We start from the raw sequence: 22,668 nt of genomic DNA, 5'->3' as shown, positions 1-22,668 counted from the left end.
GGGGGTGTGATTTTTGGATAAAAGAAACATTATTAAATGGCTTATATATGCTGCGTTAACTTTGCTGGCAGCCGCTTGCTTGTTACCCTTTGCTATGATGATAATAAATTCTACACGTTCTAATACTGAAATAGTAAGAGGCTTTACGCTAATTCCAGGAAAGAGCTTGATAGAAAACTATAAAAATATGATGTATCATATGGATGTTAGCGACGGAATATTTAAAGGAATTTGGCTTGGTTATAAGAATAGCTTTATTATTGCTTCATCTGTAACGATATTAAGTGCATATTTTTCAGCTTTAACAGCCTATGGATTTTACGCATATGAATTTAAAGGGAAAAAACTATTATTTATAATTATTTTAATAATGATGATGATACCAAGTCAATTAAGCTTACTAGGCTTTTTCGAGCTAAATAAAGCTTTAAAAACATTAGATAGCTATATACCACTAATAGTTCCCTCAATAGCGACGCCCTTTACTGTGTTTTTTATGCGTCAATATTTAATCTCATCAATGCATCCTGCGGTAATCGAAGCGGCCAGAATAGATGGTGCAGGTGAATTATCAATTTTCCATAAAATTATTTTACCAATGATGCTGCCAGCGATTGCAACAATGTCAATATTTACTTTTATTGGAGCGTGGAATAGTTATATAGTCCCATTAGTTGTAATATTTTCACCTGAAAAATATCCGTTGCCTGTTTTGATGGGATATCTTAAGGGAGGAAAAGTTGCTGAAAATTTAGGTTCAATGTATTTGGCAATTTCTATGTCAGTTGCGCCTATTATTATAGCATTTATGTTCTTATCTAAATATATTATTAGCAGCATTTCGGCAGGATCAGTAAAAGAATAAAGATTATGACTGGGAGCGTTAAGGGAGGATAAATATGAGTAAGTTTTACTTTGATGAAAAAAATAGATTTGTTATAGAAAATTTTAATGCATCAAAGCCTTTTGCAAGTTTCTTACCTGGAATAGCAGGTAAGAAGGGAATTCCAATGTGGATATTTTACGTCAATAGAGGTCAATGTATATCATCCTTTGGAATAAAAAACAAAGATAATCCAATAATGGAGTTTTTCCCAGCATATAAATGTTATCAAAATGTTCAAAGCGTAGGATTTAGGACATTTATAAAGTTTACAGATGAACAAAATATATATGAACCTTTCTTATATCCAAGAAATAATAAAGTTAATCAAAAAATGTATATAGGAATGAATGAGCTTGAAATAGAAGAAGTAAACACAGAAAATGGATTGCAAATAAATGTTCTTTATTTTATGCTTCCACAAGAAAAGATAGCTGCTCTAGTTAGGAAAGTAACAATTAAAAATATTTCAAACAACAAAAAAAGTCTTGAAATCTTGGACGGGATGCCAGTAGTGCTTCCATATGGGATAAGCGATGGTGGATTAAAACAAGTTGGCAATACCCTTAAAGCATGGATGGAAGTATATAATCATGAAGGCGGAATCCCAATTTTTAGAATGAGATCGTCATCAGAAGATAGTGTTAATGTTACAGAGTTTAAAGAAGGTAATTTTTACTTGTCATTTAAAAATGTAAAAGGTAAAAAGGATTTAATAAATCCAATTGTTGATATTGACCTTGTTTTTGGAATGAATACATCCCTTAGCTATCCAGATGTATTTTATAATTTCCCTTTAAGTGAAATTTTAGATAGAAAGCAAATTACTTCAAACAAAATACCATGTAGTTTTTCAGCAGTAAGTTTGGATGTTAATGCAGGGGAAGCTTTGGATATATATACTATTATTGGCCATGCACCGGAGATTTCTGTTTTAGAAAGCTATAAAGAAATATTTATGGATGAAAATTACATTAATAATAAATATTTAGAAGGTAAAAAAATTGTAGAGAGATTAACAGATGATATATATACAAAAACATCATCGAAGCTATTTGATGAATATTGTAGACAAAGTTACCTAGACAACATTCTAAGGGGTGGATATCCTTTAATATTAAAAAATGGTGACAAGCCACTTGTTTATTATATGTATTCAAGAAAACATGGCGACTTAGAAAGAGATTATAATTACTTTTCACTTGAACCAGAATATTATTCAAGCGGAAATGGAAACTACAGAGATATAAATCAAAATAGAAGAAATGATGTTTTCTTTAATCCAGAAGTAAAAAGTTATAACATAAAAATTTTCATGAATTTAATTCAAGCAGATGGTTATAATCCACTAGTTATTAATGGGGTTAAATATAGAATTAAAGCTAACAGTTTAGACTTTATCGACGAACTAGCTGAAGATACAGACAAGTTAAAGGAGATTTTATCAAATCCATTTACACCAGGTAGGCTGATTACATTTATAGAACAAAGAAATATAAAACTTAAGGTTTCACAAGAGGAATTCTTAACAAAGATTATGGAAAATGCGGAAGAAGAAATTGATGCAGTTCATGGTGAAGGATTTTGGACGGATCATTGGACATATAACTTAGACTTGATTGAGAATTATTTAGAGGTTTATCCAGATAAAAAGAGGGATTTGCTATTTAATGAATATGATTATACTTATTTTGATAATAGTAAAGTTGTCTTACCAAGGGAGAAAAGATATGTATTGTCTAACGGTAAAGTAAGACAATATAATTCAATAGTAGAAGATAAGGACAAAAAGAAACTTATAGAATCAAGAAAAACTTATAAAAATATAATGAGAGCTAACAAAGGCGTAGGAGAGATATATACAACTAATTTAATTGTGAAGCTATTAAATCTTGCAGCAGTAAAATTTGCTACTATTGATCCTGCTGGAATGGGAATTGAGATGGAGGCAGGAAAACCAGGATGGTATGATGCATTAAATGGTCTTCCTGGACTCTTTGGTTCTTCAGTTGCAGAGGCCTTTGAATTGGTTAGACTTTTCAATTTTATATTAGATGTTTTAAAGGAATATCCAGATGAAGAAATTAAAATTCCGATTGAAGTTATGCAGCTAATTGAAAACGAAGTTAAGTATGTTCAAAGATATAACGAATCAAATATGGATAATAAAGATTATGATTTTTGGTCAATTATGTCTGATTTACGTGAGAAATATAGGGAAGATGTAAAATTTGGGTTTCAAGGCAAAGAAGTATCTGTAAGATCAGCGGAATTGATAGATAAGATCAAAGAACTTAAAGATAAATTACAGTTGGGCTTAGATAAAGCTATTATAAATAACGATGGTTTAATGCCTACGTATTTTTATTATGATGTAGAAGAATACGAGATCATTAAAGGCATTGACAAAGATGTAGACGATGAAAATCAAGAACAGTATATTAGAGCATTAAAATTTAAACAAAATAAAATGCCATTATTTTTGGAAGGGATAGTTAGAGGGTTTAAAATTTACAATGATAAAGACTTCCTAAGCAATGTATATAAAAGAGTAAAAAATAGTGATTTATTTGACAAAAAATTAAAGATGTATAAAGTTAATGCCTCTTTAAATAAGGAAACTATAGAAATAGGCAGGGCAAGAGCATTTACTCCTGGATGGCTAGAAAATGAATCAATTTGGCTTCATATGGAATATAAATATATGCTTGAGCTATTAAAAAGTGGCCTTTATAAGGAATACTATGATGACTTTAAAAACGTATTGATACCCTTCATGGATGCAAGTGTATATGGCAGAAGCCCACTTGAAAATTCATCCTTTATCGCAAGTAGTGCTAATGTCGACGAGTCAATTCATGGAACGGGATTTGTTGCAAGATTAAGTGGTGCAACTGCAGAATTTTTGAGTATGTGGAGGTTAATGTTTGTAGGTAAAAAACCATTTAAAATTATAAACGGCAAACTCACTTTGAGCTTTAATCCTGTGTTACCAGAATGGTTATTCGATGAAGAGAATAAAGTTAGCTTTAATTTTTTAGGCAGATGCAGGGTAACATATTATAATCCATCTAGAAAAAATACTTATGAAATGGACATTACTAAGCAAAAAATAATAATCTATTTACCTAGTGGAAATACTATTGAATTTTTAGATAATTTTATAGAAGAAGAATATGCAACATTGATTAGAGAAGGAAAAATAAACAGAATAGATATTTACTTAAAATAACACTCATAGGTGGGATTTAAATGAGAAGTAAACTTAAAGTTTATTTAACAGCAAAAGATACTGAAGATAGATTAGCATTGAAAGAAAATAAAGCTTTAAACTTCGGTGAAAAAGTTGATAAAGCAATTGAAGTATTTGAGGATGAAACTTATCAGACAATCGAAGGATTTGGTGGTGCCTTTACTGAAGCGGCTGCATATAATTTTTATAAACTAGGAGAAGAAAACAAAAATAAGATTTTAAAGGCTTATTTTGATAAGCATGAAGGAAATGGATATAATCTCTGTAGAACCCACATAAATAGCTGCGATTTTTCATTGGGAAATTATGACTATGTAGAAGAATACGATGTTGAACTTAAAAGTTTTAATATTGCCAGAGAAAAAAAGTGTGTTATTCCATTTATTAAAAAGGCAATGGCTTTTTCTAATGATATTAAACTTTTTGCTTCTCCATGGAGTCCCCCTGCATGGATGAAAACAAATGGGGAAATGAATAATGGCGGTAAACTAAAGGAAGAATTTAAGAACGTATGGGCATTATATTATGCAAAATACATTAAAGCAATGAAGGAAGAAGGAATAGATATATGGGGCATTACAGTTCAAAATGAGCCAGAGGCTACACAGGTATGGGATTCGTGTAGATATACCGCAGAGGAAGAAAGGGATTTTGTAAAATATCATTTAGGACCTACGTTGTATAAAGAGGGTTTAAAACATATAAATATTATTGTTTGGGATCATAATAGAGATTTATTGTATGAAAGAGCAAAGGTTATTTTATCTGATAAAGAGGCTTCAAAATATGTTTGGGGTGTAGGATTTCACTGGTATTCAGGGGACCAATTTGAAAACCTTAAAAAGACCCATGAAGAGTTTCCGGACAAGAAGTTGCTCTTCACTGAGGGATGCCAAGAGGGTGGAGTAAAACTTGGTGATTGGAACGTAGGAGAAAGATATGGACACAATATAATCGGCGATTTAAACAATTATACTGTTGGTTGGGTTGATTGGAATTTACTCCTAGATACTCAAGGAGGGCCTAACCATGTTGGCAATTACTGTGATGCTCCAATAATTGTTGATGTAGAAAAAGATGAAATATATTTTCAAAGCTCTTATTATTATATAGGCCATTTTAGTAGATTTATAAAAAGAGGAGCTAAAAGAATAGGTTTTATAAACCCATATGATTCCTTAGAAGTTACAACATTTAAAAATCCAGATGGAACAATTGTAACAGTTGTAATGAATAAATCAGATGAAGATATTGATTTTAGATTTAAGGTAGGGAAGGGAATAACTGAACTGAAAAGTCTAAGGCACTCTATAATGACACTATTAGTAAATTAAAAAAGGTGGTATTGGATATGCAAAAATACAATTTTCCTAAAGACTTTATATGGGGAGTTGCAACTTCAGCTTATCAGATCGAAGGTGCTTATAACGCAGATGGTAAGGGAGAAAATATATGGGATAGATTTACTTCTATCCCTGGTAAAATATTTAAAAATCAAAATGGTAACGTAGCATGTGATCATTATAATCTTTATGAAAGGGACATTGAGATATTAGAAGAACTTGGTATAAAAAATTACAGGCTATCCATATCATGGGCAAGAATATTTCCTAAAGGATATGGAGAAGTAAATCAACAAGGGCTTGATTTTTATAAAAAGTTAATTAACAAATTAATAGAAAAAGGTATTCAGCCAGCGGTAACTTTATATCATTGGGATTTACCTCAACATCTTCAAGATATAGGTGGATGGGCAAACAAAAAGGTAGTGGACTATTTTGTTGAATATGCAGAACTGATGTTTAAGGAATTTGGCGATATTGTTCCAATATGGATTACCCATAATGAACCATGGGTTGTATCAATATTAGGCCATGCTTGGGGCGTTCACGCTCCTGGAATTAAGGATTATAAAACTGCATTGCAGGTTGCCCATAATATACTTTTATCCCATGGGAAAGCAGTAAGGCTATATAGAAATATGAGTCTAAAGGGAAGAATTGGTATAACATTAAATCTATCAAGCACATATCCAGAAACCGATGACCAAAAAGATATACTAGCAGCAAAAATATATGATGGATTTATGAATAGATGGTTCTTAGATGCTGTATTAAAGGGAAGTTACCCTGAAGATATGCTAAAATTATACAGTGAACAAAGGATTCTTCCAGAGTTTTTAGAAGATGACATGAAGATCATAAGTGAAAAAATAGACTTTTTAGGAATAAATTATTATACAAGAAGTGTTTTAAGATATGATGAGAATGCTTATCCTCTTAAAGTGACAATGGTGGATCTTGATAACCCTAAAACTGACATGGGTTGGGAAATTTATCCTGAGGGTTTATTTGACTTGCTTATTAATATCCACAAGAATTATGGAGGGGTTGATATTTTAATCACAGAAAATGGAGCAGCCTTTAACGATATAGTAAATTATAAAGGGAAAGTTGTAGATGATTATAGGATCGATTATTTGTATAGACACTTAACACAAGCCCATAGAGCAATATTAGATGGAGTTAATTTAAAGGGCTACTTTTTATGGTCGTTTTTAGATAACTTTGAATGGGCTGAAGGATACTCAAAAAGTTTTGGTTTTGTATTTATAGATTATAAAACTCAAAAGAGGATAATCAAAGATAGTGCTTATTGGTATAGTAATGTTGTTAAAAATAATGGTATATTAGATTAAGATGGGGTCCCCCCCATCTTTTTATTTGCCTCTTATTTTAGATATAAATGAAGAGGACAAGGATAAAATAATATGTTAAAATAATATATTGGTTGCTAGAAGGAAGGATTAATTAAGATCTCGATAATTTATAGAGGAGGACCGCTCATGAAAATTTCAAAAAAAGATGCGCTAATGTGGTTTGAATTTTTTTCACAACTTCCTGAAGATGAAGAGCTCAGTCCTAAACAGGAGGAGATCGTTTACGCTACTTTAGCGCAAATTGAAGCAGCAGTTGAATATAGAAATGCCCTTTTAATGTCGGAAATCAAAAATTTAAAAACATTAGATAATAGAACCTACTTTGTAGGAAATGAAAATAAGTTTCCTAAAGGGTGTCGTTCTTGTTTACTTGGCACTGGTTTAGGTGCAATTAGAAAAACAAATAAATGCAACTTAAATTGTAAATTCTGTTATAATTATGGACAAATAGAATATATGCCTCCAATCGGAGAAGGATTGTGGGAAATTGGAGGAACTAAATTTTATGAAAGAGATATTGATTTACTTTTGTCAATCCAAAGTAAACCTACTGGTGTTGCTTATGTTTATTTAGAACCATTCATAGAAATTGAAAAATATTATCCGATTATAAAAAAATTTAGAAAGGCTAATATTCATCAACATCTTTACACAAATGGAACATTAGCGACAGAAGAGACTTTAAGAGCATTAGGTGAAGCTGGTCTTAACGAGATACGTTTTAATTTAGGTGCTTCTAATTGTTCAGATAAAGTCATTGAAAATATTGGAATAGCTAAAGAATATATTGAAAGCGTGGGAATCGAAACACCAATGACCCCGGAATTTTATGAAACCTTTTTAAAGAAAAAGAAGGCGATATTAGATACAAAACTTGATTTTATCAACTGTGCAGAGTTGCATTTAAACGAAAATAATATATACAATTATTATGGTGAAAACATGTATATTTATAGGGGTGGATATATTTCGCCAATTTGGAGCAGGGAATTGACTTTGAAACTTATGAAAATAGCTGATGAGGAAAACTGGGATTTAGTAGTTCATGACTGTTCAAACTATACGAAATTTGCTAGGGGGTTAAATTTAGGGAGCAAAGAAGGTAAATGGTTTGGAGCTAGCAATTACGCAAGTGAATTTTCAAGGATTCCATATGAAGTATTTTTACCGATCTTAAAAGATGATAATTTTAAATTTTTAATTGAAGAAGAATTACCTCATGGTTATAAAATTGGCGAGCTGTTTATTTAAAATATTTTAATAGCAGGGCGGGCAGTATATTCAACTGTCTGCCCTTTCTGATTATATGGATTTAAGGATATAATATAAAACGCATAAAGAAAAGTTAAAATTTTTTGAGCACAATATTATACAACGGAAAATATAAACAAATATGGTATAATATAAATATATAAAGGGGGCGGTAACATGAGAACTAAGACTTTTACCTTTTGTGATGGAGAAAATATAGAGATTTTTACCTACAAATGGATGCCAGATGAAGGAAAAGAAATTAAAGGCATTATTCAGATAGCACATGGAATGGCTGAAACTGCCGCACGATATGAGAGATTTGCGGAATTTTTTACAAATGAAGGATTTATAGTTTATGCAAATGATCATAGGGGACACGGCAAGACTGCAAAGTGCCTTGAGAATGTAGGCTATATAGGACAAAATGGATTTTATTGGATGATTGAAGATATGAAACAGCTTAATGATATTATTAAAAAAGAAAATCCAAATCTTCCTGTTTACCTTTTAGGACATAGTATGGGTTCATTACTCGCACAAGGATATATCACAAAGTATGGTGACAGCTTAGGAGGAGTAATATTGTCTGGAACGGCAGGAAAGCAAGGTCTATTATTAGACATTGGAAGATTTATTGCTTATATTGAAATGAAAATAAAAGGTGAAAGATGGCAGAGCAAATTGCTTAATAAATTATCCTTTGGAAACTATAATAAATCCTTTAAACCAACAAAAACTGAGTTTGATTGGTTGAGCAGGGATGAAAAGGAAGTAGAGAAATATATAAACGATCCCTTCTGTGGGACAATTTTTACGTCTAGTTTTTACTATGATTTTTTAAGGGGATTTAGAAGTATACATCAAAAAAAGAATATGGCTCAAATTCCAAAAGATTTACCAATTTATATTTTTTCTGGTGATCAAGATCCAGTTGGTAATAAATGCAAGACTATTAAATGGCTAATTGAAACATATAAAAGATTAGGAATAAAGGATGTTCAATATAAATTTTATAAGGATGGAAGACATGAGATGTTAAATGAAATTAATCGTGATGAAGTAATGAAGGATTTATTGCTGTGGATTAAGTCTCATTGACTAAAAATAGTATTATTTTGGAGGTATTTATATGCTAAAAAGATTTTTTACAGTTGGCGCTATTTTGATATGTTTTTTTTATACCAGTTTAAAAGCTTTTTCTGCTGATATATTATGGAGACTTATGCATAATGATCAATATGCATTGGTGATTGCTCAAGTATCTGAGCAAAGTGATAATAAAATTGTATTTCAAGTTAAACAGATAATAAGTGGCAAAACTGTTCCTAAGCAAATAACAATAAATGGCAATATTAAATATACTTTTCTTTATATACGACCAAATTTGTATGATTACTGTGTAATATCATTAGATAAAAAATCAAATAAATACACTGTTAAGAATGGAATTTTTAAAGCAGACACAGATGATTATAAAAAATTAAAATTCATAAAAGATGGATTGGATAGTGGAATAAAAGGTGACTTGACGGCATTTGAATACTATATTAACAGTAAGGGAAAATATAATAATTTTGTTTTTGACAGAGGCACAGTTTATTTATGCCTTAACGATCAAAAAAAGATTCAAATATATCCTGAACAAATAGATAAAATTTCTACTGGTTCTAATGAAATTAAAATAAAGGAATTAGAAGAGAAAATATCATCATTGGAGATTGAATTGAATTTTTTAAGGGGAAAAGTAGATGAACAAAAAAAGTATATAAAAATGTTAATGCAAAAATCATATTCAAGCAAGGAATTACTAGAAATTGCAAAAAATGAATGGAAATACAGATTAACTATAAATGGCAAAGATGTTCCTAAAAATGAAGTAGTTGAAGTTAATACATCTAATTTAGAAATAGTTTTAAGTGAAACTCAAAGTGCTTATCCGATGTTACCTATTGAAATATACAATAAAGGGGCACTGAAAAATTACCAGGAACATATTAAAATAATGGCTCCAAAGTCTATAAAATATGATATTAATGCTGCTTCAGGAACGATTGTTGACTCTATTCAATATCAATTTAAGAATTTAAAGAAAGGGACTAAAGTACAGATAAAAATAACAGATGAGTTAAAACAGAGGTTAAATTTAAAAAGTAACATGATTGTTATCAATGTCAATTAAAATAAACATCTATTACTAGAATGAAAAAATTATTATAAAGATGCTTCTGAGTTTTCAACAGATTCAAAAAGCTACCAAGATTATCTCTTGGCAGCTTTTTTAGTTTAATTTTTAATTATCTTTTCACTACTTCAAAGTTATCCTCTATTAGCAGCCAATTTTGTGGGAAAGAAATTCCTAACTTCCAGTAACTTACACCTCTAAGACCAAGTTCCTTTACTAGATTAAATTTAGCTTGAATGGAACGAGCATCTTCAAACCATACTGTGTGGCGTTTTCCGTCTGCATCTATATAATTAAAATGAGGAGCCTGAGCTTTTGTATCATAGCTTATAGACACATTATTTTCTGCTGCTAATAAAATTGCCTCCTGTGGGCTAATTGCCCTTGCAACGCTTCCAGGGACGAATGGAAGAGTCCAATCATATCCATATAAGTTTTGTCCCATCATAATTTTAGATGCAGGCATTTCCGTCAAAGCATATTCAATAACCTTCCTAACTTCAGGTAATGGAGATACTGGCATTGCAGGACCGCCGCTGTAGCCCCATTCATAGGTCATTATGACAACAAAGTCGGCAATTTCACCATGGGCTCTATAATCATGGGCTTCATACCATTCACCTGCTTGTGTGGCACTTGTTTTTGGTGCTAAAGCTGTAGACATTAATAGACCTTGAGCACTTAACCTTGCTTTAGCCTTACGCAGGAAGGCGTTATAGTTTTCTCTTAATTCACGAGGTAAATGTTCCAAATCAAAATGTATATCTTTAAAGTTTAGTCGCTTTGCTGTGGAAATGATATTGTCAAGTAGAGTATCTTGCAATTTCTGATTTGTAAGAATAAGTCTTCCAAGTTCCGTGCTGAATTGTCCTTCCTCAAGATTAGTTACAGCCATCAATAAAACTGCACCGCTGTTATTTGCAATATTTCTAAAATTGTTTAAGGGTGGTTCTTTTAATGTTCCGTCCCTTTGAATCTGAAAACTAAAGGGTGAGAGATAGGTCAAATGTGGTGCTACGCTTCGAACAGATTGTTCTAATGCAGGCGTTACTCTGCCGCCTATTGGTTCTACGTATGCATTTATTTCTACTCTTCTTCTTGGAAGTGGGGGAATATAAAGTCTAAAACCAATCGGGAGTGGTTTATTAGGTGAAATACCATTAATCCTAGCAAGTGCAAGATAGCTTATTCCAAATCTTCTTGCAATGTTATATAAGCTATCTCCAGGTTGAACCCAATAGAACCTTCCTACTATAGGTATTACAAGCGCCTGCCCCACTACAAGCTGATTTGGATTAGGAAGTTCATTTGCTCCTGCAATTGCGCCAATTGTTGAATTATATAACCGTGCAATACTGTATAAAGATTCTCCTGCCCTTACAACATGAATTTGCATAGTATCTCCTTATTTTTATAAATTCATCCATTATTATTTTATGAATTATAAGGGAAATTGCTCAATTTTATTTAATAAAGATGCACTTTAGTGTTATTTAAGTATGGTAAAAGTAATCCAAAACAAGCTGGATGTATAATTATGGAGCAGGGATATTCAATGAAAAAACCTTCTGAAATAATTGTCTCCTTAAAAACCCAAGGCAAAGATATACTTGAGGTTAAGGTTGGGGGAAAAGCGATGAATTTATCTGAAACAGAAATTCAGATATAAACCTTTTTATGTGAAATATTAAGCCCAAAATATCACATTATTTTGGGCTTAAATAATTGTAACAGGCGTTCCAATGGGAACAAGGCTGCTAAGTTCAATTACATGACTATTAAACATTCTAATGCATCCATTAGAAACGTTTTTACCTATTGAAGAAGGATTGTTAGTTCCATGAATTCCAATTCCCTTTATATTTAATCCTAGCCACCTTGCCCCAAAGGGGCCACTAGGATTAATCGCTTTATTGATTATTTTAAAATTTCCTTTTGGAGTAGGGGTTGAGGGCTTACCAAGGGCTACAGGGTATTGTCTAATTATGATTCCGTTTTTGTATAATATTAATCTGTTTGTTTTGGTATTAATGATAATCTTGTAATTTGCCATGTTTTTCTGTCCTTATAAAATCTTTATTACTATAAATATTTTTTTTATTTAGTTTTGATGATAATTTTTTTTTGCAAAAAATGTCGATAAAAATTTTTAAAAAGATTGAATAAAAAATTTAGAACTGGAAAAATTAATTAATGAAAGCTCAAGAAAATAACTTGAGCAGGAAACAGCAGTTTCCACTAACAGAACCCCCCATCCCCCTTAGGGCCTTAAGGCCCTTCTTTTTTATGGCTTTATAACTTAATTTAATTAAAAAATAAAGATTGATTAATAATGATATTTTGGTATAATTTTATTTGGGGGTGATAGTTTGAAAAAGAATATGATTCCAGGAAGTTTTCAATTGATGAAAAAGATTAACACGGGGCTGGTTTTAGATACCATTCGCTTATATGCTCCAATATCTAGAGTGGAAATTTCAAAGATGCTAAATCTTACCCCTGCAACGGTAACGAATATTACAGCAGAACTCTTAAAAAGAAATATAATAATTGAAAGCGATTTTGGAAAATCCACGGGCGGAAGAAAGCCAGTTTTATTAAAAATCAACCCGGATTCGTATTATGTTATAGCAGTTCATATTGGCTCTACAAAACTTAGAGTATCAGTTATGAATATGGAATCGGAAATAATTTGCTCTTTAACTGAAAAGCTTTATCCCAATATGGAATTTGAAAAGGTTAAAGATATAATGATAGATTTTATAAATCAGTTAATAAAAGAATATTTGCCAGAAAAAAATAAAATACTTGGTATAGGTGTTGCTGCCCATGGATTAGTTGATTTTAATAATGGGACAATAACATTTGCACCTAATTTTGGTTGGAAAAACATTAATCTAAGGGAAATTTTAGAAAGGGAATTTGATGTTCCTGCCTTTGTTGACAGAGATGTAAGGGCTATGGCAATGGCTGAGAGCTGGTATGGTGAAGGAAGGGAAGTAGAAGATTTTATCTGTATAAAGGTAGGATATGGAATTGGCGCAGCTTTCATTAAAGACAAGCAGCAGTTAAGGGGAGCTTCTGATGGGTTAGGGGAATTTGGACATATGAAAGTGGAAATAAATGGAACAAAATGTATCTGTGGCAATTATGGATGCTTAGAAAACTATGCTTCGGAGAGGGCAATAGTAAGATATGCAATGGAAAATGGATATAGGGATGAATTAGATATTGAAAAAATACATGAAGAAGTTAATAAAGGCAATCAAAAAATAATTGATGCTGTTAAAAAAGCGGGATTTTATCTAGGCTTAGGCATTTCAAATTTGATCAACATATTTAACCCAAGATTAATTGTCATAGGAGGGGACTTAATAGATATTAATGACTTATTTTTTGATGAATTACTCCTTTCGGCAAAGAACTATTCTTTACAGGAGTTATTTCAAAATGTTAATATCAAGAGGACCCAAACAGGCAAGGACGCTATAACTAAGGGAGCTGCACTTTTAGTCCTTGACAACTTATTCGATAGTATTCAGAAGGAGGTTATATCATGAAAAATTATGTAATTGGAATTGATGTTGGAGGAACGAACATTGTAACGGCTCTTTCAGATTTGAAGGGTAATGTAATAATAAAGACTAAAATTCCAACTGAAGCTTATAAAGGTTATAAAGATACAATTAGAAGAATAAAAGAACAGATAGAATATGTTATAAAGGAAGCTGGCTTATCAGTGGATAATATAGCTGGTATAGGGATAGGCGTCCCAGGACTTATTGATGTTGAAAAAGGAATATGTTATTTCTCTGGTAATTTAGGCAACGAATGGCAGGATGTTAACATAAGGGAGGACCTTAATAAGTTTTTTAATGTTCCAATCTTCTTAGATAATGATGTAAATGTTGCAGCCCTTGGAGAAAAGTATTTTGGAGCTGCTAAAGATTGTAAGGACTTTATTTACATAACAATAGGAACAGGAATAGGATCTGCTATAATTTCTGATGGTAGAATGATAAGGGGTCACAGATTTTGTGCAGGTGAATTTGGACACTTAACAGTCGATAAAAACGGTCCAAAGTGTTCCTGTGGCAATGTAGGTTGCATAGAAGCAATAGCATCAGCTCCTGCAATAGCAAGAAGAATAAAGGAAAAAATAAACTCGGGAAGAAAGTCTTTAATGGTGGAAATTGCGGGAGGCGTTGATAATATCACTGCTAAAACTTTATCGGAAGCTTATGATAAGGGGGACGAACTTGCAATAGAAATTATGAAGGAAACTGGAGAATGGCTAGGTATTGCTATAGCTGGATATATTAATATTATTAATCCAGAATTATTTATAATAGGTGGTGGAGTTTCAAGGGCCCAGGAGAGATTATTAAAATATATAAGAGAAGAAGTCAATAAAAGGGCGATGAAGATCCAAAAAGAAAGCTGTAAGATTATTACAGCCCACCTTTTAGATGAAGCAGGTATGATGGGAGCAATTGCGGCAATACTTGAATATTTGAATTTAATATAGAAAAATAAAGGGACTGTCCTAGAACAAATATAAGGACAGTCCCTTCTGATTATTTTATTTTTTCAATAGAAGTGATGCTATATTGAGGATTCCTGCTATCATATTTTGAAAGTCTTAATGTAACCTTGTATATCGTATTTTCATATCCAATAGGAGTATCTTCTGAGGTTCTTAAAATATATGTGCACTCAGTTGGAACATCGTATTTATCGTATTTAACTTCATAAATATTTCCATCTAAGAATTTTCCTTTTGAAACTACTTCTAAATGTTTTTTACTAATATTTAAATTTGCTGCTTCAACTTCTTGGGATTCAAGATAGCCAATTAAATTTTCTAAAGAGCTTTTTCCAAGGTTCATAGAGGTAGGCATAACATAAGGAACTGGTCCCTTTGAATTAAAGGTTAAATAATTATATGTTATACCTTTTTTTGATTTATTGCCAATAACAATTACAGGCTCAAAGTCCTTAGTTTTTACAACCCCAAAAATAGAGTATCGGCCTGAAATTAATTTAATAACTTTGTCGTCATAAACCTTAAAAACGTGTAATATTGGACCTTTGTTGTCGGATGATTGAAGGATTAGTTCCTGCTTACCATCTTTATCGATATCATTAAAGCTTATGTTCATTGGCCAGTTTTTATTGAAATATCCTAAAGTTTTAATGGTGGGATCTGGTTCTAGGTTAGAAGTTTTTTTTTCATCCCATTTAATTGATAAGTGATATTCACCAGTTTTTTCGTTTGTTTCAACAAGGATACAATCTGTTTTGCCGTCGCTGTTTAAATCTGTATAGTAGGTATTTGGTTGGTTGAAAGTGCTAATAGTTTGTTTTGTTTTCATAAGTATCATTATAATTGCAGCTATGATGATTGCGGCGATTATTATGGCTCCCCAGATAAGCTGTTGCTTTTTAACTACATATATTTTTAATTTCATTAAACTCACCTCCACTAAATTATATGAATGATAATTATAAAATATTTGTGGAAAAATATAATTAAGGGAACAAATATTGATTTATAATACTATTTTTTATATAATCATTTTGTAATTGAGCTTTCCACATATTGGAGAGATAAATTTAAGAAAGTGGTGATAAGATGAAAAGGCTAATTAGTATTTTTCTCATTTTTACTTTGATTTTGGGAGTTACTTCCTGCAATAAAAAGGGAAAAGAAGGAGAAGAGAATAAAAAGACTTTAAAAGTTGCTATAATGTATCCTGAGGAGAATATTGGAGGAATATATAAAGAAATTGTTAAGGAATATGAAAAACAAAATCCTGATTTAAAAATAGAATTAACCTTTGACCTTTCTGATGAATCTAAGATTAAAGAAAGCCTTACAAAGGAAGAGGGTTATGATATAGTTGGGATAAAAAGAAATCAGCTTATAGAATACGCTAAAACTGGGCTTATTACGGACCTGACAGATTTTATAGATAAAAATGATTTAAGAAATAAGCTATATCCTATCAATCTATCCTATGGAACATTTAATGGTAAAAACTATGGTATAGGTGATTTACCTATAACATACGAATGGTTTTATAATAAAAGCATATTTAACAAATATGGAATTAAAGAACCTGCTAACTTAAAGGAATTAATTGATATATCTAAGAAGCTAAATTCAAAAGGCATTATTCCAATTAGCATTGGTGCAATGGATAGATGGACTTTAGCCCTTTTATTTGGCAATATAACATGTCAAACAACAGGAATACAAAGTTTTACTGATAATTTAGGATCGGACAAAAAAGCCTTTGAGAACATTCAGGGAATAAATATTGCCTTTAATACTTTTGATAAATTAGTTAAAAATTCTATTAAGAAGAATAGTGTTGACATTAATTATATGCAATCAGTTGATGATTTTTTAAAGGGAAAAGCAGCAATATTGCCAACAATTTCAATAACTAAAGAGCTGATAGAAACTAAAAAGCCTTCTGGTTTTGAATATGGAATTTTTGAAACACCAATTCAGTTTGTGGATAATCCTATGGCTAAGGTAAGCGCAAGTGGAGGACAAATTTTAACTGTTTCTTCAAAAAGCTCAAACAAGGATGAAGCAGAAAAATTTTTGAAATTTTTATTTGAACAGGAAGCTCAAAAACTCTTTGTAGAAAAAGGTTTTATATCTGCTTTAAAAACAGCTAATCAGCTTGATACAGTAAATAAAAGAATCATCATATCTCATATTGAGATGACAAATGATAATTCAGGATTTCTTATAGATAATCTAGATTTAAAGATGGCAGATGCTATAGGGATTGTATTATCGGATATGATCGAAGGAAGGGTAAAACTGAGTGAAGCATGGGATAGAGTATTAAAAATATCCTTCCAACAATGAAGGGGATCTTAACGATCCCCTTTTTCTTGTGCTTGACATTCAGCACATAGCCCATAAAAATAAACCTTACTACTGCTTATTTTGTAATTTGTATATTTTTGTGCTATTTGATTTATATGGTCAAGTTCAAGCTCATCGATGTCATCAACTCTTCCGCATCCTAGACAAACAATATGAGGGTGGGATTCAGATTTAGCGTCAAATCTAAAGTTATCTTCTCCAACATTCAGCTGCTGAACTAATCCTAACTCTATTAAAGTATTTAAAGTTTTATAAACCGTTGCTAAGCTCATGGTAGGATAGTGCGGTCTTAAAGCTTCGTAGATCATTTCAGCTGAAGGGTGACTTTTAGTCCCAAGCAGATAATTATATATAGCATATCTTTGTGGTGTGAGCTTTAGATTATTTTCTTTAAATAGATTGCTTAATTTATTCATAAACACCATCCTTTTATTTATTCTAAGATAAATATAACAGAAAATAATTATTTGTCAATAATTTTTTTAGGTTTAAATAGTACAAATACGGTATATATCAATAAAATAATAGAAATAGGTATTGAGTAAGCATTAAAAAATTTTTTTATGTTACGGATCAACCTAAAATTTGCTGCAATATAACCTAAATTATAGCATTCATCCTTTATTAGCGATAATAAGAATTTTCCAGATCTTGATATTATTTGAGGGCTTAAAGTGGTATTTTCGCATGAAATAATGGTGTAGGGAAATTCTGAGTCCTGCTTAATGTTTCTACTTGTTATATAAAATGAATGCTCTTTTAAAATATCAATGACGTTATTGGTAAATCCATTTTGTTTTTGAGTTTGGGTTATCGAAAAGGAGTCAGATAATCCTATGCCGTCTATAATTAGTATGTCTCCACTAGGTAAATTTGAAAATACATTATCGAGGTTGTAGTTTAGCAAATGACCAGACAAAAAAACAAAAATAATTGTCCTGTCCGGCGTTTTTGCACGTTGATTTTTAATAGAGTTTATTAATTCTAATATGATTGATGGAGTAATGTTTTGCTCATAAGTTGTTATGGGGACTTCTGAAAGTCTAATAAAAAAATCATAGTAGGAGACTATCAAAAGAGGTTTTATGAGTTTATTTTTTCCAGGCATTATCCCATATACATTTTTAAATTTAATTTCCTCCAATTTTTTATTAGCACCTATTCTGATTTTATATCCATTTTGGGAGTATCTTATGATTTCAGAGAAAATTTTTGGGTTTATTATAATTTTAATTAATCCTTTATCATTTATTTTTAGATTATCATCATATATTCCACTACTAAAAGCAAGGTCTTCTGAAAAGGAAGGAGAAATAACGCATTTAACATTCTTTGATAAAAAATAATTATCAAGTTCTTCTATGTTATTATAATTATACAAATCTGTTAGAATAATTTCATTATAAATATTTTGGTCGATTCTACTTACATATTGAAGACTTCCATAGATTTGACCTTCCTTGTATAAGCCCTTAAAGTCTTCAAAAAAATCCTTGCCATATTTATAGCTTCTAATTCGTTTACCCCCAAGGGAAAGAACTTCAAAATGTGAATTAGCTTCCCCAACAGGAAAAACTCTTTCAAAGGTATGAATATAAGAATTATTAAATGGTTTTAACTTATTGCTCTTAAGGAAAGAAACTATATAATTTGTTGCAAATTCCATAAGTTCAGGATGGTTTTTTGAGCGTTCCCAATATCTGTTTAAGTTATTATAATGTTTGATAGTGTTGAAGGTTGAAAAAATATCCACTTTGAAATTATGACCTATATTAGAAACCAACAAAAAAATAGTTAATAAAGCTATAAAAACGATGTTTAATAATTTGCCTTCAAATTGTTCCATAAAATTATCACCACTATTCCTCTAATTGAAAAAGTTGAAGGCGTGTCTGCTGAACTTTTTCATTAAGTTCATCTAAAAGATCCTTTAATTCTATTATATCACCTTTTTCTAATAGTTTATTAAATTTATCTTGATAATCTGTAGACTCAGAAATTTTACCTAATGAATAGAGGGTTATAATATTATCAAGTATATCCGAAATTACACTTGATTTAATCTCAAACATCTTTTGAGCTTCTATAATTTCCTCTTTTATCTCAGACATTTCCTGATCTAACAAAAATGCTAACTCTGCAGCTCTTTTCAATCTATCCTTAATTTCTTCAGGTATACTTTGCTTGTATTTATAATTTAGTGAATGTTCAACCGTAGCCCAAAAGTTCATAGCAAGGGTTCTAATTTGAATTTCTGCTAATATTTCAACTTCTCCTTCGGTAGTTTGAACAGGATATTTTATTATTACATGGTAACTTCTATAGCCACTATCTTTTTTATTTTTTACATAATCCTTTTCATAAACTATTTTTAAGTCTTTGCCATCCCTTTGACGAATAATTTGAACTACTTTGTATATGTCCTCAACAAATTGACACATTATTCTTATTCCTGCTATATCTTCCATTTCCTCTGCAATTTTATTCAGAGGGATATCAAGCTTTTTTGCTTTTTCAAGGATACTTGATATTTCTTTTACACGGCCGGTTACAAATTCAATTGGTGAATATTCATTTTTACTTCTATACTGTTTTCTTATACTTTTAAATTTTATTTTTAACTCTTCAACTGCTTGTTCGTAAGGGATTAAAAATTCCTTCCAATCTTTAACAAGCATATCCCCCACGCTCCTTTCCTAGTCTATTTTAACAAAAACTATAGCTTTTTAAAACTATCAATTTTAAAATAAAGGAAAATGAGATTTTTTATAGAATATATATAAGGGGACAAAATGGAGGTGTTTTGATGAATATAGTAGAATTATATTTTACTGTTGCAGACCAAGAGATATTGATTAAAATAGCTAATAAATGGAAGATAAATATCAATGGATTTTCCAATGTTGCAAAAGTTCCAGAAAAAATACTAAGAAAGCATTTGTTTACAAAATTTAACAGTAAAGATGAGTTGTTCTATAAACTTTTAGAGGATATATATGGGTTAAAGTTAAAGGAGCTCAATCTTAATGATTTAGATGATCTTTTATACACATTTTTATCATATCCGTTAAAGGAAAAAGTAGATCCACATTTTCCTTTAGGAATTTTAATACTTATGAATCCTGAATTTGCACAAAAAAATGCAGGTGTGATGTTTAATAATTTTATAAATAATAAGCATATATTTGAAGGTCTAGTAGGTGAGATTGAAATTAATGAAGAAAATTGCTATGAAGTTATTGAAAAGCTTTTACAACTTAAGGACCCTATTGAGTATTTTTCTTTGTTTGAACCTGAAGCGATTTCGATGCTAAACTTGATAGGACAAGAGGATAACTTTTATAAATTAAAGAAAAAGTTTACAAAAATGAAATTTGATGAATTTGCTAAATTCTTTACGGAAAATAGAAGTCAAATTACGGATTATATTGCTGTTTTAGCATATATATCAGAAAACATTAAAGATTTGTTACAGGTCCCCCAAGATAAAAGGAATTTTTTCAATAAATTATTATCGGATGCTAGTGTTTGCTTTAATGTAGAGGTTTATAAAACTGTTGAAGATAAGCTAAAAGAATTAACTGAAAAAAATAAAAGTTTAGAAGGTGAGATTAAAAACAAGGAGGAAAAAATTAAGTCCCTTGAAAAGCAAATTGAATCCTTAGAAAGAGATTTTGAAGATTATAAAAATGCAAAAGCAAAGGAATTGGAGGATCTAAAGAAAAGTATTAGTGACGATCAAAAAGTAAATGATGACAAAATAAATAAGTTTGAAAAGGAGAATGAAAATACGATTATTACAAATTATCAGTATGATAGAGTTTTTGATGTTATCGGAAGATGCAATATAATCAATAGTGAAAATATAAATATTCTTGATAATATAGAAAACTATGAAGGGCAGATTTTTATTCATAGGAATTCTATTGATTCAACTAAAGATTTATTAAATTTGGAGAAATCTTTAAAAAGCAAAGGAATTAAGTATTACGTTATTTTCGGATTGTCCTTAGAGGAGCTTATTAGAAATATTATTTTAAAAAAGAAAAGTGTGGAGGGTTTATCATGAAAAATATAAAGCAAGAGGATATTAAAGCAATTCAAGACTGTTATATATTAGGTCATCTTGCATTAGATGAAAAATTTTTTCCATCTATAGGTGAAGAACAAAAGCCTATTACTTACCTTAAAAAAAATCCTGAATATGTATTATTTTATATTAAACCAATATCAACAATCCCTAAAAGGATATACGAATTACCAGGACCCTTTGAAAATAACTTGTTTATTGGTTTTGAAAAGGCATTAGAAAATGTTCCTATGTCACCGGATTTTTGGAGTGAAAAAGATATAAAAATAAAAAAAGAAAGAATATACGAGAGGTTAGCAAACAAATTAATATTATTTAAACCATTCATGAAAAAAGAAGAAAAATCAAAAAATGAATTGTTTTATAGAAATTTAGTAATTTTTGATATTGAAACTGCAAATATCGATTTTACTAAAAGGTATATACCTATTCCTTCCCCAAGTATGTCAAAATATGAATTAGAAAAAGCTATAATGCAACAGCTTCCAATTGAACTACCTTTATACAATAGTGAGTTTGAAGATCCCGAAATTATTATATGTGACGATTATATATATGGAAACCTTAATTGGACAAATCAAAAAGGGAAAAGGATATTAGCTAGTATAGGAGATATAAAAAAGATAAAGTTTCCCAATGATTTTTACGATAATGTGATTTATAAGGTAAGCGATGAGCTTTTATTTATATCTGAAGATTATAAAAATCGATTAAAGGAAATAATTGAACAAAATGGATCCTACATATTTAATAAAGAGGATTTTCAGATCTATCGAGATTCTGTTAAAAGCGAAATCAAATTTTTAGAAAAATTTAAGCAATACCTTTTTAATGAGGGATTATGCTATAGAGATATAGATCTTTATAATTTTCATGTATGCTTAAAAACAAATCCTTTAACAATAATAAGTGGAATGGCAGGAACCGGTAAGACAAGATTAGCCGTTGCCTATGCAAAGGCATTGGGGCTTGATGAGGAACATTATACGGTGATCCCAATCAGTCCTGCATATACTGAACCTGCGGATATTATTGGATATCTTAATACTTCTAAGGAGGAATTTATTCCCTCTGAAACTGGAATTGCCGATATTTTAAAAAGGGCCCATGATAGAAAAGATGAACTTTTTATGCATAGTGTAAAATTATTGTAGGACGAAAAAAGACAAAAATTTAAAAGAGACAACCCCTGTGATAAAATAAAAGTGAAAAAAACACACAAACCAATAAGGGGGTGTCTCTTTTGAATAATATTATACAACAACATTTAATAAATTTCACTACTAAATTAATAAAAAATGTTGAGGAAACTATATCAAAAGAATGGGATTTAACAAAACTTGTTGATGTAGTTAAAAAAATGACTGATGAATTAGG

General features: G+C 30.5%; 19 protein-coding genes. 13 read left to right on the top strand and 6 right to left on the bottom strand.

The genetic code is table 11. The features are described 5' to 3' along the window. The first annotated feature begins 13 nt into the window (after positions 1-13). The 7 genes from Q3V94_RS13415 to Q3V94_RS13385 all read left to right on the top strand — a co-directional run bounded on the left by Q3V94_RS13415 (position 14) and on the right by Q3V94_RS13385 (position 10,288). Entirely contained in the window at positions 14-865 is an 852-nt protein-coding gene (locus tag Q3V94_RS13415; RefSeq protein ID WP_008909276.1) for a carbohydrate ABC transporter permease, read from the top strand. Positions 866-899: 34 nt separating this feature from the next. Then, positions 900-4,115 (top strand): cellobiose phosphorylase, encoded by a 3,216-nt coding sequence (locus tag Q3V94_RS13410; RefSeq protein WP_303528499.1) that lies wholly within the window; start codon positions 900-902, stop codon positions 4,113-4,115. 20 nt (positions 4,116-4,135) lie between these two features. Beyond that, a complete protein-coding gene (locus tag Q3V94_RS13405; RefSeq protein WP_303528497.1) occupies positions 4,136-5,470 on the top strand; it encodes a glycoside hydrolase family 30 protein in 1,335 nt (444 codons plus the stop codon). Between the two features lie 17 nt (positions 5,471-5,487). Continuing rightward, positions 5,488-6,834: a GH1 family beta-glucosidase gene (locus Q3V94_RS13400; RefSeq protein ID WP_303528495.1), complete on the top strand. Its 1,347-nt coding sequence runs from the start codon at positions 5,488-5,490 to the stop codon at positions 6,832-6,834. 147 nt (positions 6,835-6,981) lie between these two features. After that, complete coding sequence (locus Q3V94_RS13395) at positions 6,982-8,106, top strand: radical SAM protein (RefSeq protein ID WP_008909280.1); 1,125 nt, start codon at positions 6,982-6,984, stop codon at positions 8,104-8,106. 177 nt (positions 8,107-8,283) lie between these two features. Then, entirely contained in the window at positions 8,284-9,207 is a 924-nt protein-coding gene (locus Q3V94_RS13390; protein WP_008909281.1) for an alpha/beta hydrolase, read from the top strand. A gap of 31 nt (positions 9,208-9,238) precedes the next feature. Further along, positions 9,239-10,288, top strand: a complete 1,050-nt coding sequence (locus Q3V94_RS13385) for a hypothetical protein (protein WP_008909282.1) — start codon at positions 9,239-9,241, stop codon at positions 10,286-10,288. 115 nt (positions 10,289-10,403) lie between these two features. Here the strand turns inward: Q3V94_RS13385 and Q3V94_RS13380 are convergent, their stop codons facing one another. Then, positions 10,404-11,687: a LysM peptidoglycan-binding domain-containing protein gene (locus Q3V94_RS13380; RefSeq protein ID WP_008909283.1), complete on the bottom strand. Its 1,284-nt coding sequence runs from the start codon at positions 11,685-11,687 to the stop codon at positions 10,404-10,406. A gap of 90 nt (positions 11,688-11,777) precedes the next feature. Between Q3V94_RS13380 and Q3V94_RS13375 the strand changes: the two genes are divergently transcribed. After that, positions 11,778-11,960, top strand: a complete 183-nt coding sequence (locus tag Q3V94_RS13375; RefSeq protein WP_040306479.1) for a hypothetical protein — start codon at positions 11,778-11,780, stop codon at positions 11,958-11,960. Positions 11,961-12,008: 48 nt separating this feature from the next. Here Q3V94_RS13375 and Q3V94_RS13370 read toward each other — a convergent pair whose 3' ends face one another. Further along, the gene (locus Q3V94_RS13370) at positions 12,009-12,344 is read right to left on the bottom strand and encodes a L,D-transpeptidase (RefSeq protein ID WP_008909285.1); all 336 of its coding nucleotides are present in this window, start codon (positions 12,342-12,344) and stop codon (positions 12,009-12,011) included. Between the two features lie 316 nt (positions 12,345-12,660). Between Q3V94_RS13370 and Q3V94_RS13365 the strand changes: the two genes are divergently transcribed. Continuing rightward, positions 12,661-13,851 (top strand): ROK family transcriptional regulator, encoded by a 1,191-nt coding sequence (locus Q3V94_RS13365; RefSeq protein WP_008909286.1) that lies wholly within the window; start codon positions 12,661-12,663, stop codon positions 13,849-13,851. Then, the gene (locus tag Q3V94_RS13360; RefSeq protein ID WP_008909287.1) at positions 13,848-14,819 is read left to right on the top strand and encodes an ROK family protein; all 972 of its coding nucleotides are present in this window, start codon (positions 13,848-13,850) and stop codon (positions 14,817-14,819) included. Before Q3V94_RS13365 ends, Q3V94_RS13360 begins: the two co-directional genes overlap by 4 nt. A 49-nt stretch (positions 14,820-14,868) precedes the next feature. Here Q3V94_RS13360 and Q3V94_RS13355 read toward each other — a convergent pair whose 3' ends face one another. Then, positions 14,869-15,762: a VCBS repeat-containing protein gene (locus Q3V94_RS13355; RefSeq protein ID WP_008909288.1), complete on the bottom strand. Its 894-nt coding sequence runs from the start codon at positions 15,760-15,762 to the stop codon at positions 14,869-14,871. A 164-nt stretch (positions 15,763-15,926) separates the two neighbouring features. Between Q3V94_RS13355 and Q3V94_RS13350 the strand changes: the two genes are divergently transcribed. Continuing rightward, on the top strand, positions 15,927-17,180 hold the full coding sequence (locus tag Q3V94_RS13350) for an ABC transporter substrate-binding protein (protein WP_008909289.1): 1,254 nt from the start codon (positions 15,927-15,929) through the stop codon (positions 17,178-17,180). A gap of 8 nt (positions 17,181-17,188) precedes the next feature. Here the strand turns inward: Q3V94_RS13350 and Q3V94_RS13345 are convergent, their stop codons facing one another. From Q3V94_RS13345 to Q3V94_RS13335, 3 genes are read right to left on the bottom strand one after another with little or no spacing between them, the layout of a single operon-like run. Next, complete coding sequence (locus tag Q3V94_RS13345) at positions 17,189-17,617, bottom strand: Fur family transcriptional regulator (RefSeq protein WP_008909290.1); 429 nt, start codon at positions 17,615-17,617, stop codon at positions 17,189-17,191. A 47-nt stretch (positions 17,618-17,664) separates the two neighbouring features. Then, positions 17,665-19,047 (bottom strand): hypothetical protein, encoded by a 1,383-nt coding sequence (locus tag Q3V94_RS13340; protein WP_008909291.1) that lies wholly within the window; start codon positions 19,045-19,047, stop codon positions 17,665-17,667. A 13-nt stretch (positions 19,048-19,060) separates the two neighbouring features. Beyond that, positions 19,061-19,879, bottom strand: a complete 819-nt coding sequence (locus tag Q3V94_RS13335) for a GTP pyrophosphokinase family protein (RefSeq protein ID WP_008909292.1) — start codon at positions 19,877-19,879, stop codon at positions 19,061-19,063. 128 nt (positions 19,880-20,007) lie between these two features. Here Q3V94_RS13335 and Q3V94_RS13330 point away from each other — a divergent pair, with 128 nt between their 5' ends. Both Q3V94_RS13330 and Q3V94_RS13325 read left to right on the top strand, forming a co-directional pair. Then, positions 20,008-21,270 (top strand): OmpH family outer membrane protein, encoded by a 1,263-nt coding sequence (locus Q3V94_RS13330; RefSeq protein WP_008909293.1) that lies wholly within the window; start codon positions 20,008-20,010, stop codon positions 21,268-21,270. Beyond that, complete coding sequence (locus Q3V94_RS13325) at positions 21,267-22,445, top strand: PhoH family protein (protein ID WP_303528481.1); 1,179 nt, start codon at positions 21,267-21,269, stop codon at positions 22,443-22,445. The genes Q3V94_RS13330 and Q3V94_RS13325 overlap by 4 nt, the downstream gene beginning before the upstream one ends. The last annotated feature ends 223 nt before the right edge of the window (positions 22,446-22,668 follow it).

The sequence above is a fragment of the Caloramator sp. CAR-1 genome (assembly GCF_030546345.1).
Lineage (GTDB): Bacteria > Bacillota > Clostridia > Clostridiales > Caloramatoraceae > Caloramator > Caloramator australicus.
This window is presented reverse-complemented; position numbering and strand designations above follow the sequence as displayed.

Coding starts and splice junctions, on each gene's coding strand:
- Q3V94_RS13410 (WP_303528499.1), top strand. CDS start 900: ATGAGTAAGTTTTACTTTGATGAAAAAAATAGATTTGTTATAGAAAAT.
- Q3V94_RS13405 (WP_303528497.1), top strand. CDS start 4,136: ATGAGAAGTAAACTTAAAGTTTATTTAACAGCAAAAGATACTGAAGAT.
- Q3V94_RS13400 (WP_303528495.1), top strand. CDS start 5,488: ATGCAAAAATACAATTTTCCTAAAGACTTTATATGGGGAGTTGCAACT.
- Q3V94_RS13395 (WP_008909280.1), top strand. CDS start 6,982: ATGAAAATTTCAAAAAAAGATGCGCTAATGTGGTTTGAATTTTTTTCA.
- Q3V94_RS13390 (WP_008909281.1), top strand. CDS start 8,284: ATGAGAACTAAGACTTTTACCTTTTGTGATGGAGAAAATATAGAGATT.
- Q3V94_RS13385 (WP_008909282.1), top strand. CDS start 9,239: ATGCTAAAAAGATTTTTTACAGTTGGCGCTATTTTGATATGTTTTTTT.
- Q3V94_RS13380 (WP_008909283.1), bottom strand. CDS start 11,687: ATGCAAATTCATGTTGTAAGGGCAGGAGAATCTTTATACAGTATTGCA.
- Q3V94_RS13370 (WP_008909285.1), bottom strand. CDS start 12,344: ATGGCAAATTACAAGATTATCATTAATACCAAAACAAACAGATTAATA.
- Q3V94_RS13360 (WP_008909287.1), top strand. CDS start 13,848: ATGAAAAATTATGTAATTGGAATTGATGTTGGAGGAACGAACATTGTA.
- Q3V94_RS13355 (WP_008909288.1), bottom strand. CDS start 15,762: ATGAAATTAAAAATATATGTAGTTAAAAAGCAACAGCTTATCTGGGGA.
- Q3V94_RS13350 (WP_008909289.1), top strand. CDS start 15,927: ATGAAAAGGCTAATTAGTATTTTTCTCATTTTTACTTTGATTTTGGGA.
- Q3V94_RS13345 (WP_008909290.1), bottom strand. CDS start 17,617: ATGAATAAATTAAGCAATCTATTTAAAGAAAATAATCTAAAGCTCACA.
- Q3V94_RS13340 (WP_008909291.1), bottom strand. CDS start 19,047: ATGGAACAATTTGAAGGCAAATTATTAAACATCGTTTTTATAGCTTTA.
- Q3V94_RS13335 (WP_008909292.1), bottom strand. CDS start 19,879: ATGCTTGTTAAAGATTGGAAGGAATTTTTAATCCCTTACGAACAAGCA.
- Q3V94_RS13330 (WP_008909293.1), top strand. CDS start 20,008: ATGAATATAGTAGAATTATATTTTACTGTTGCAGACCAAGAGATATTG.
- Q3V94_RS13325 (WP_303528481.1), top strand. CDS start 21,267: ATGAAAAATATAAAGCAAGAGGATATTAAAGCAATTCAAGACTGTTAT.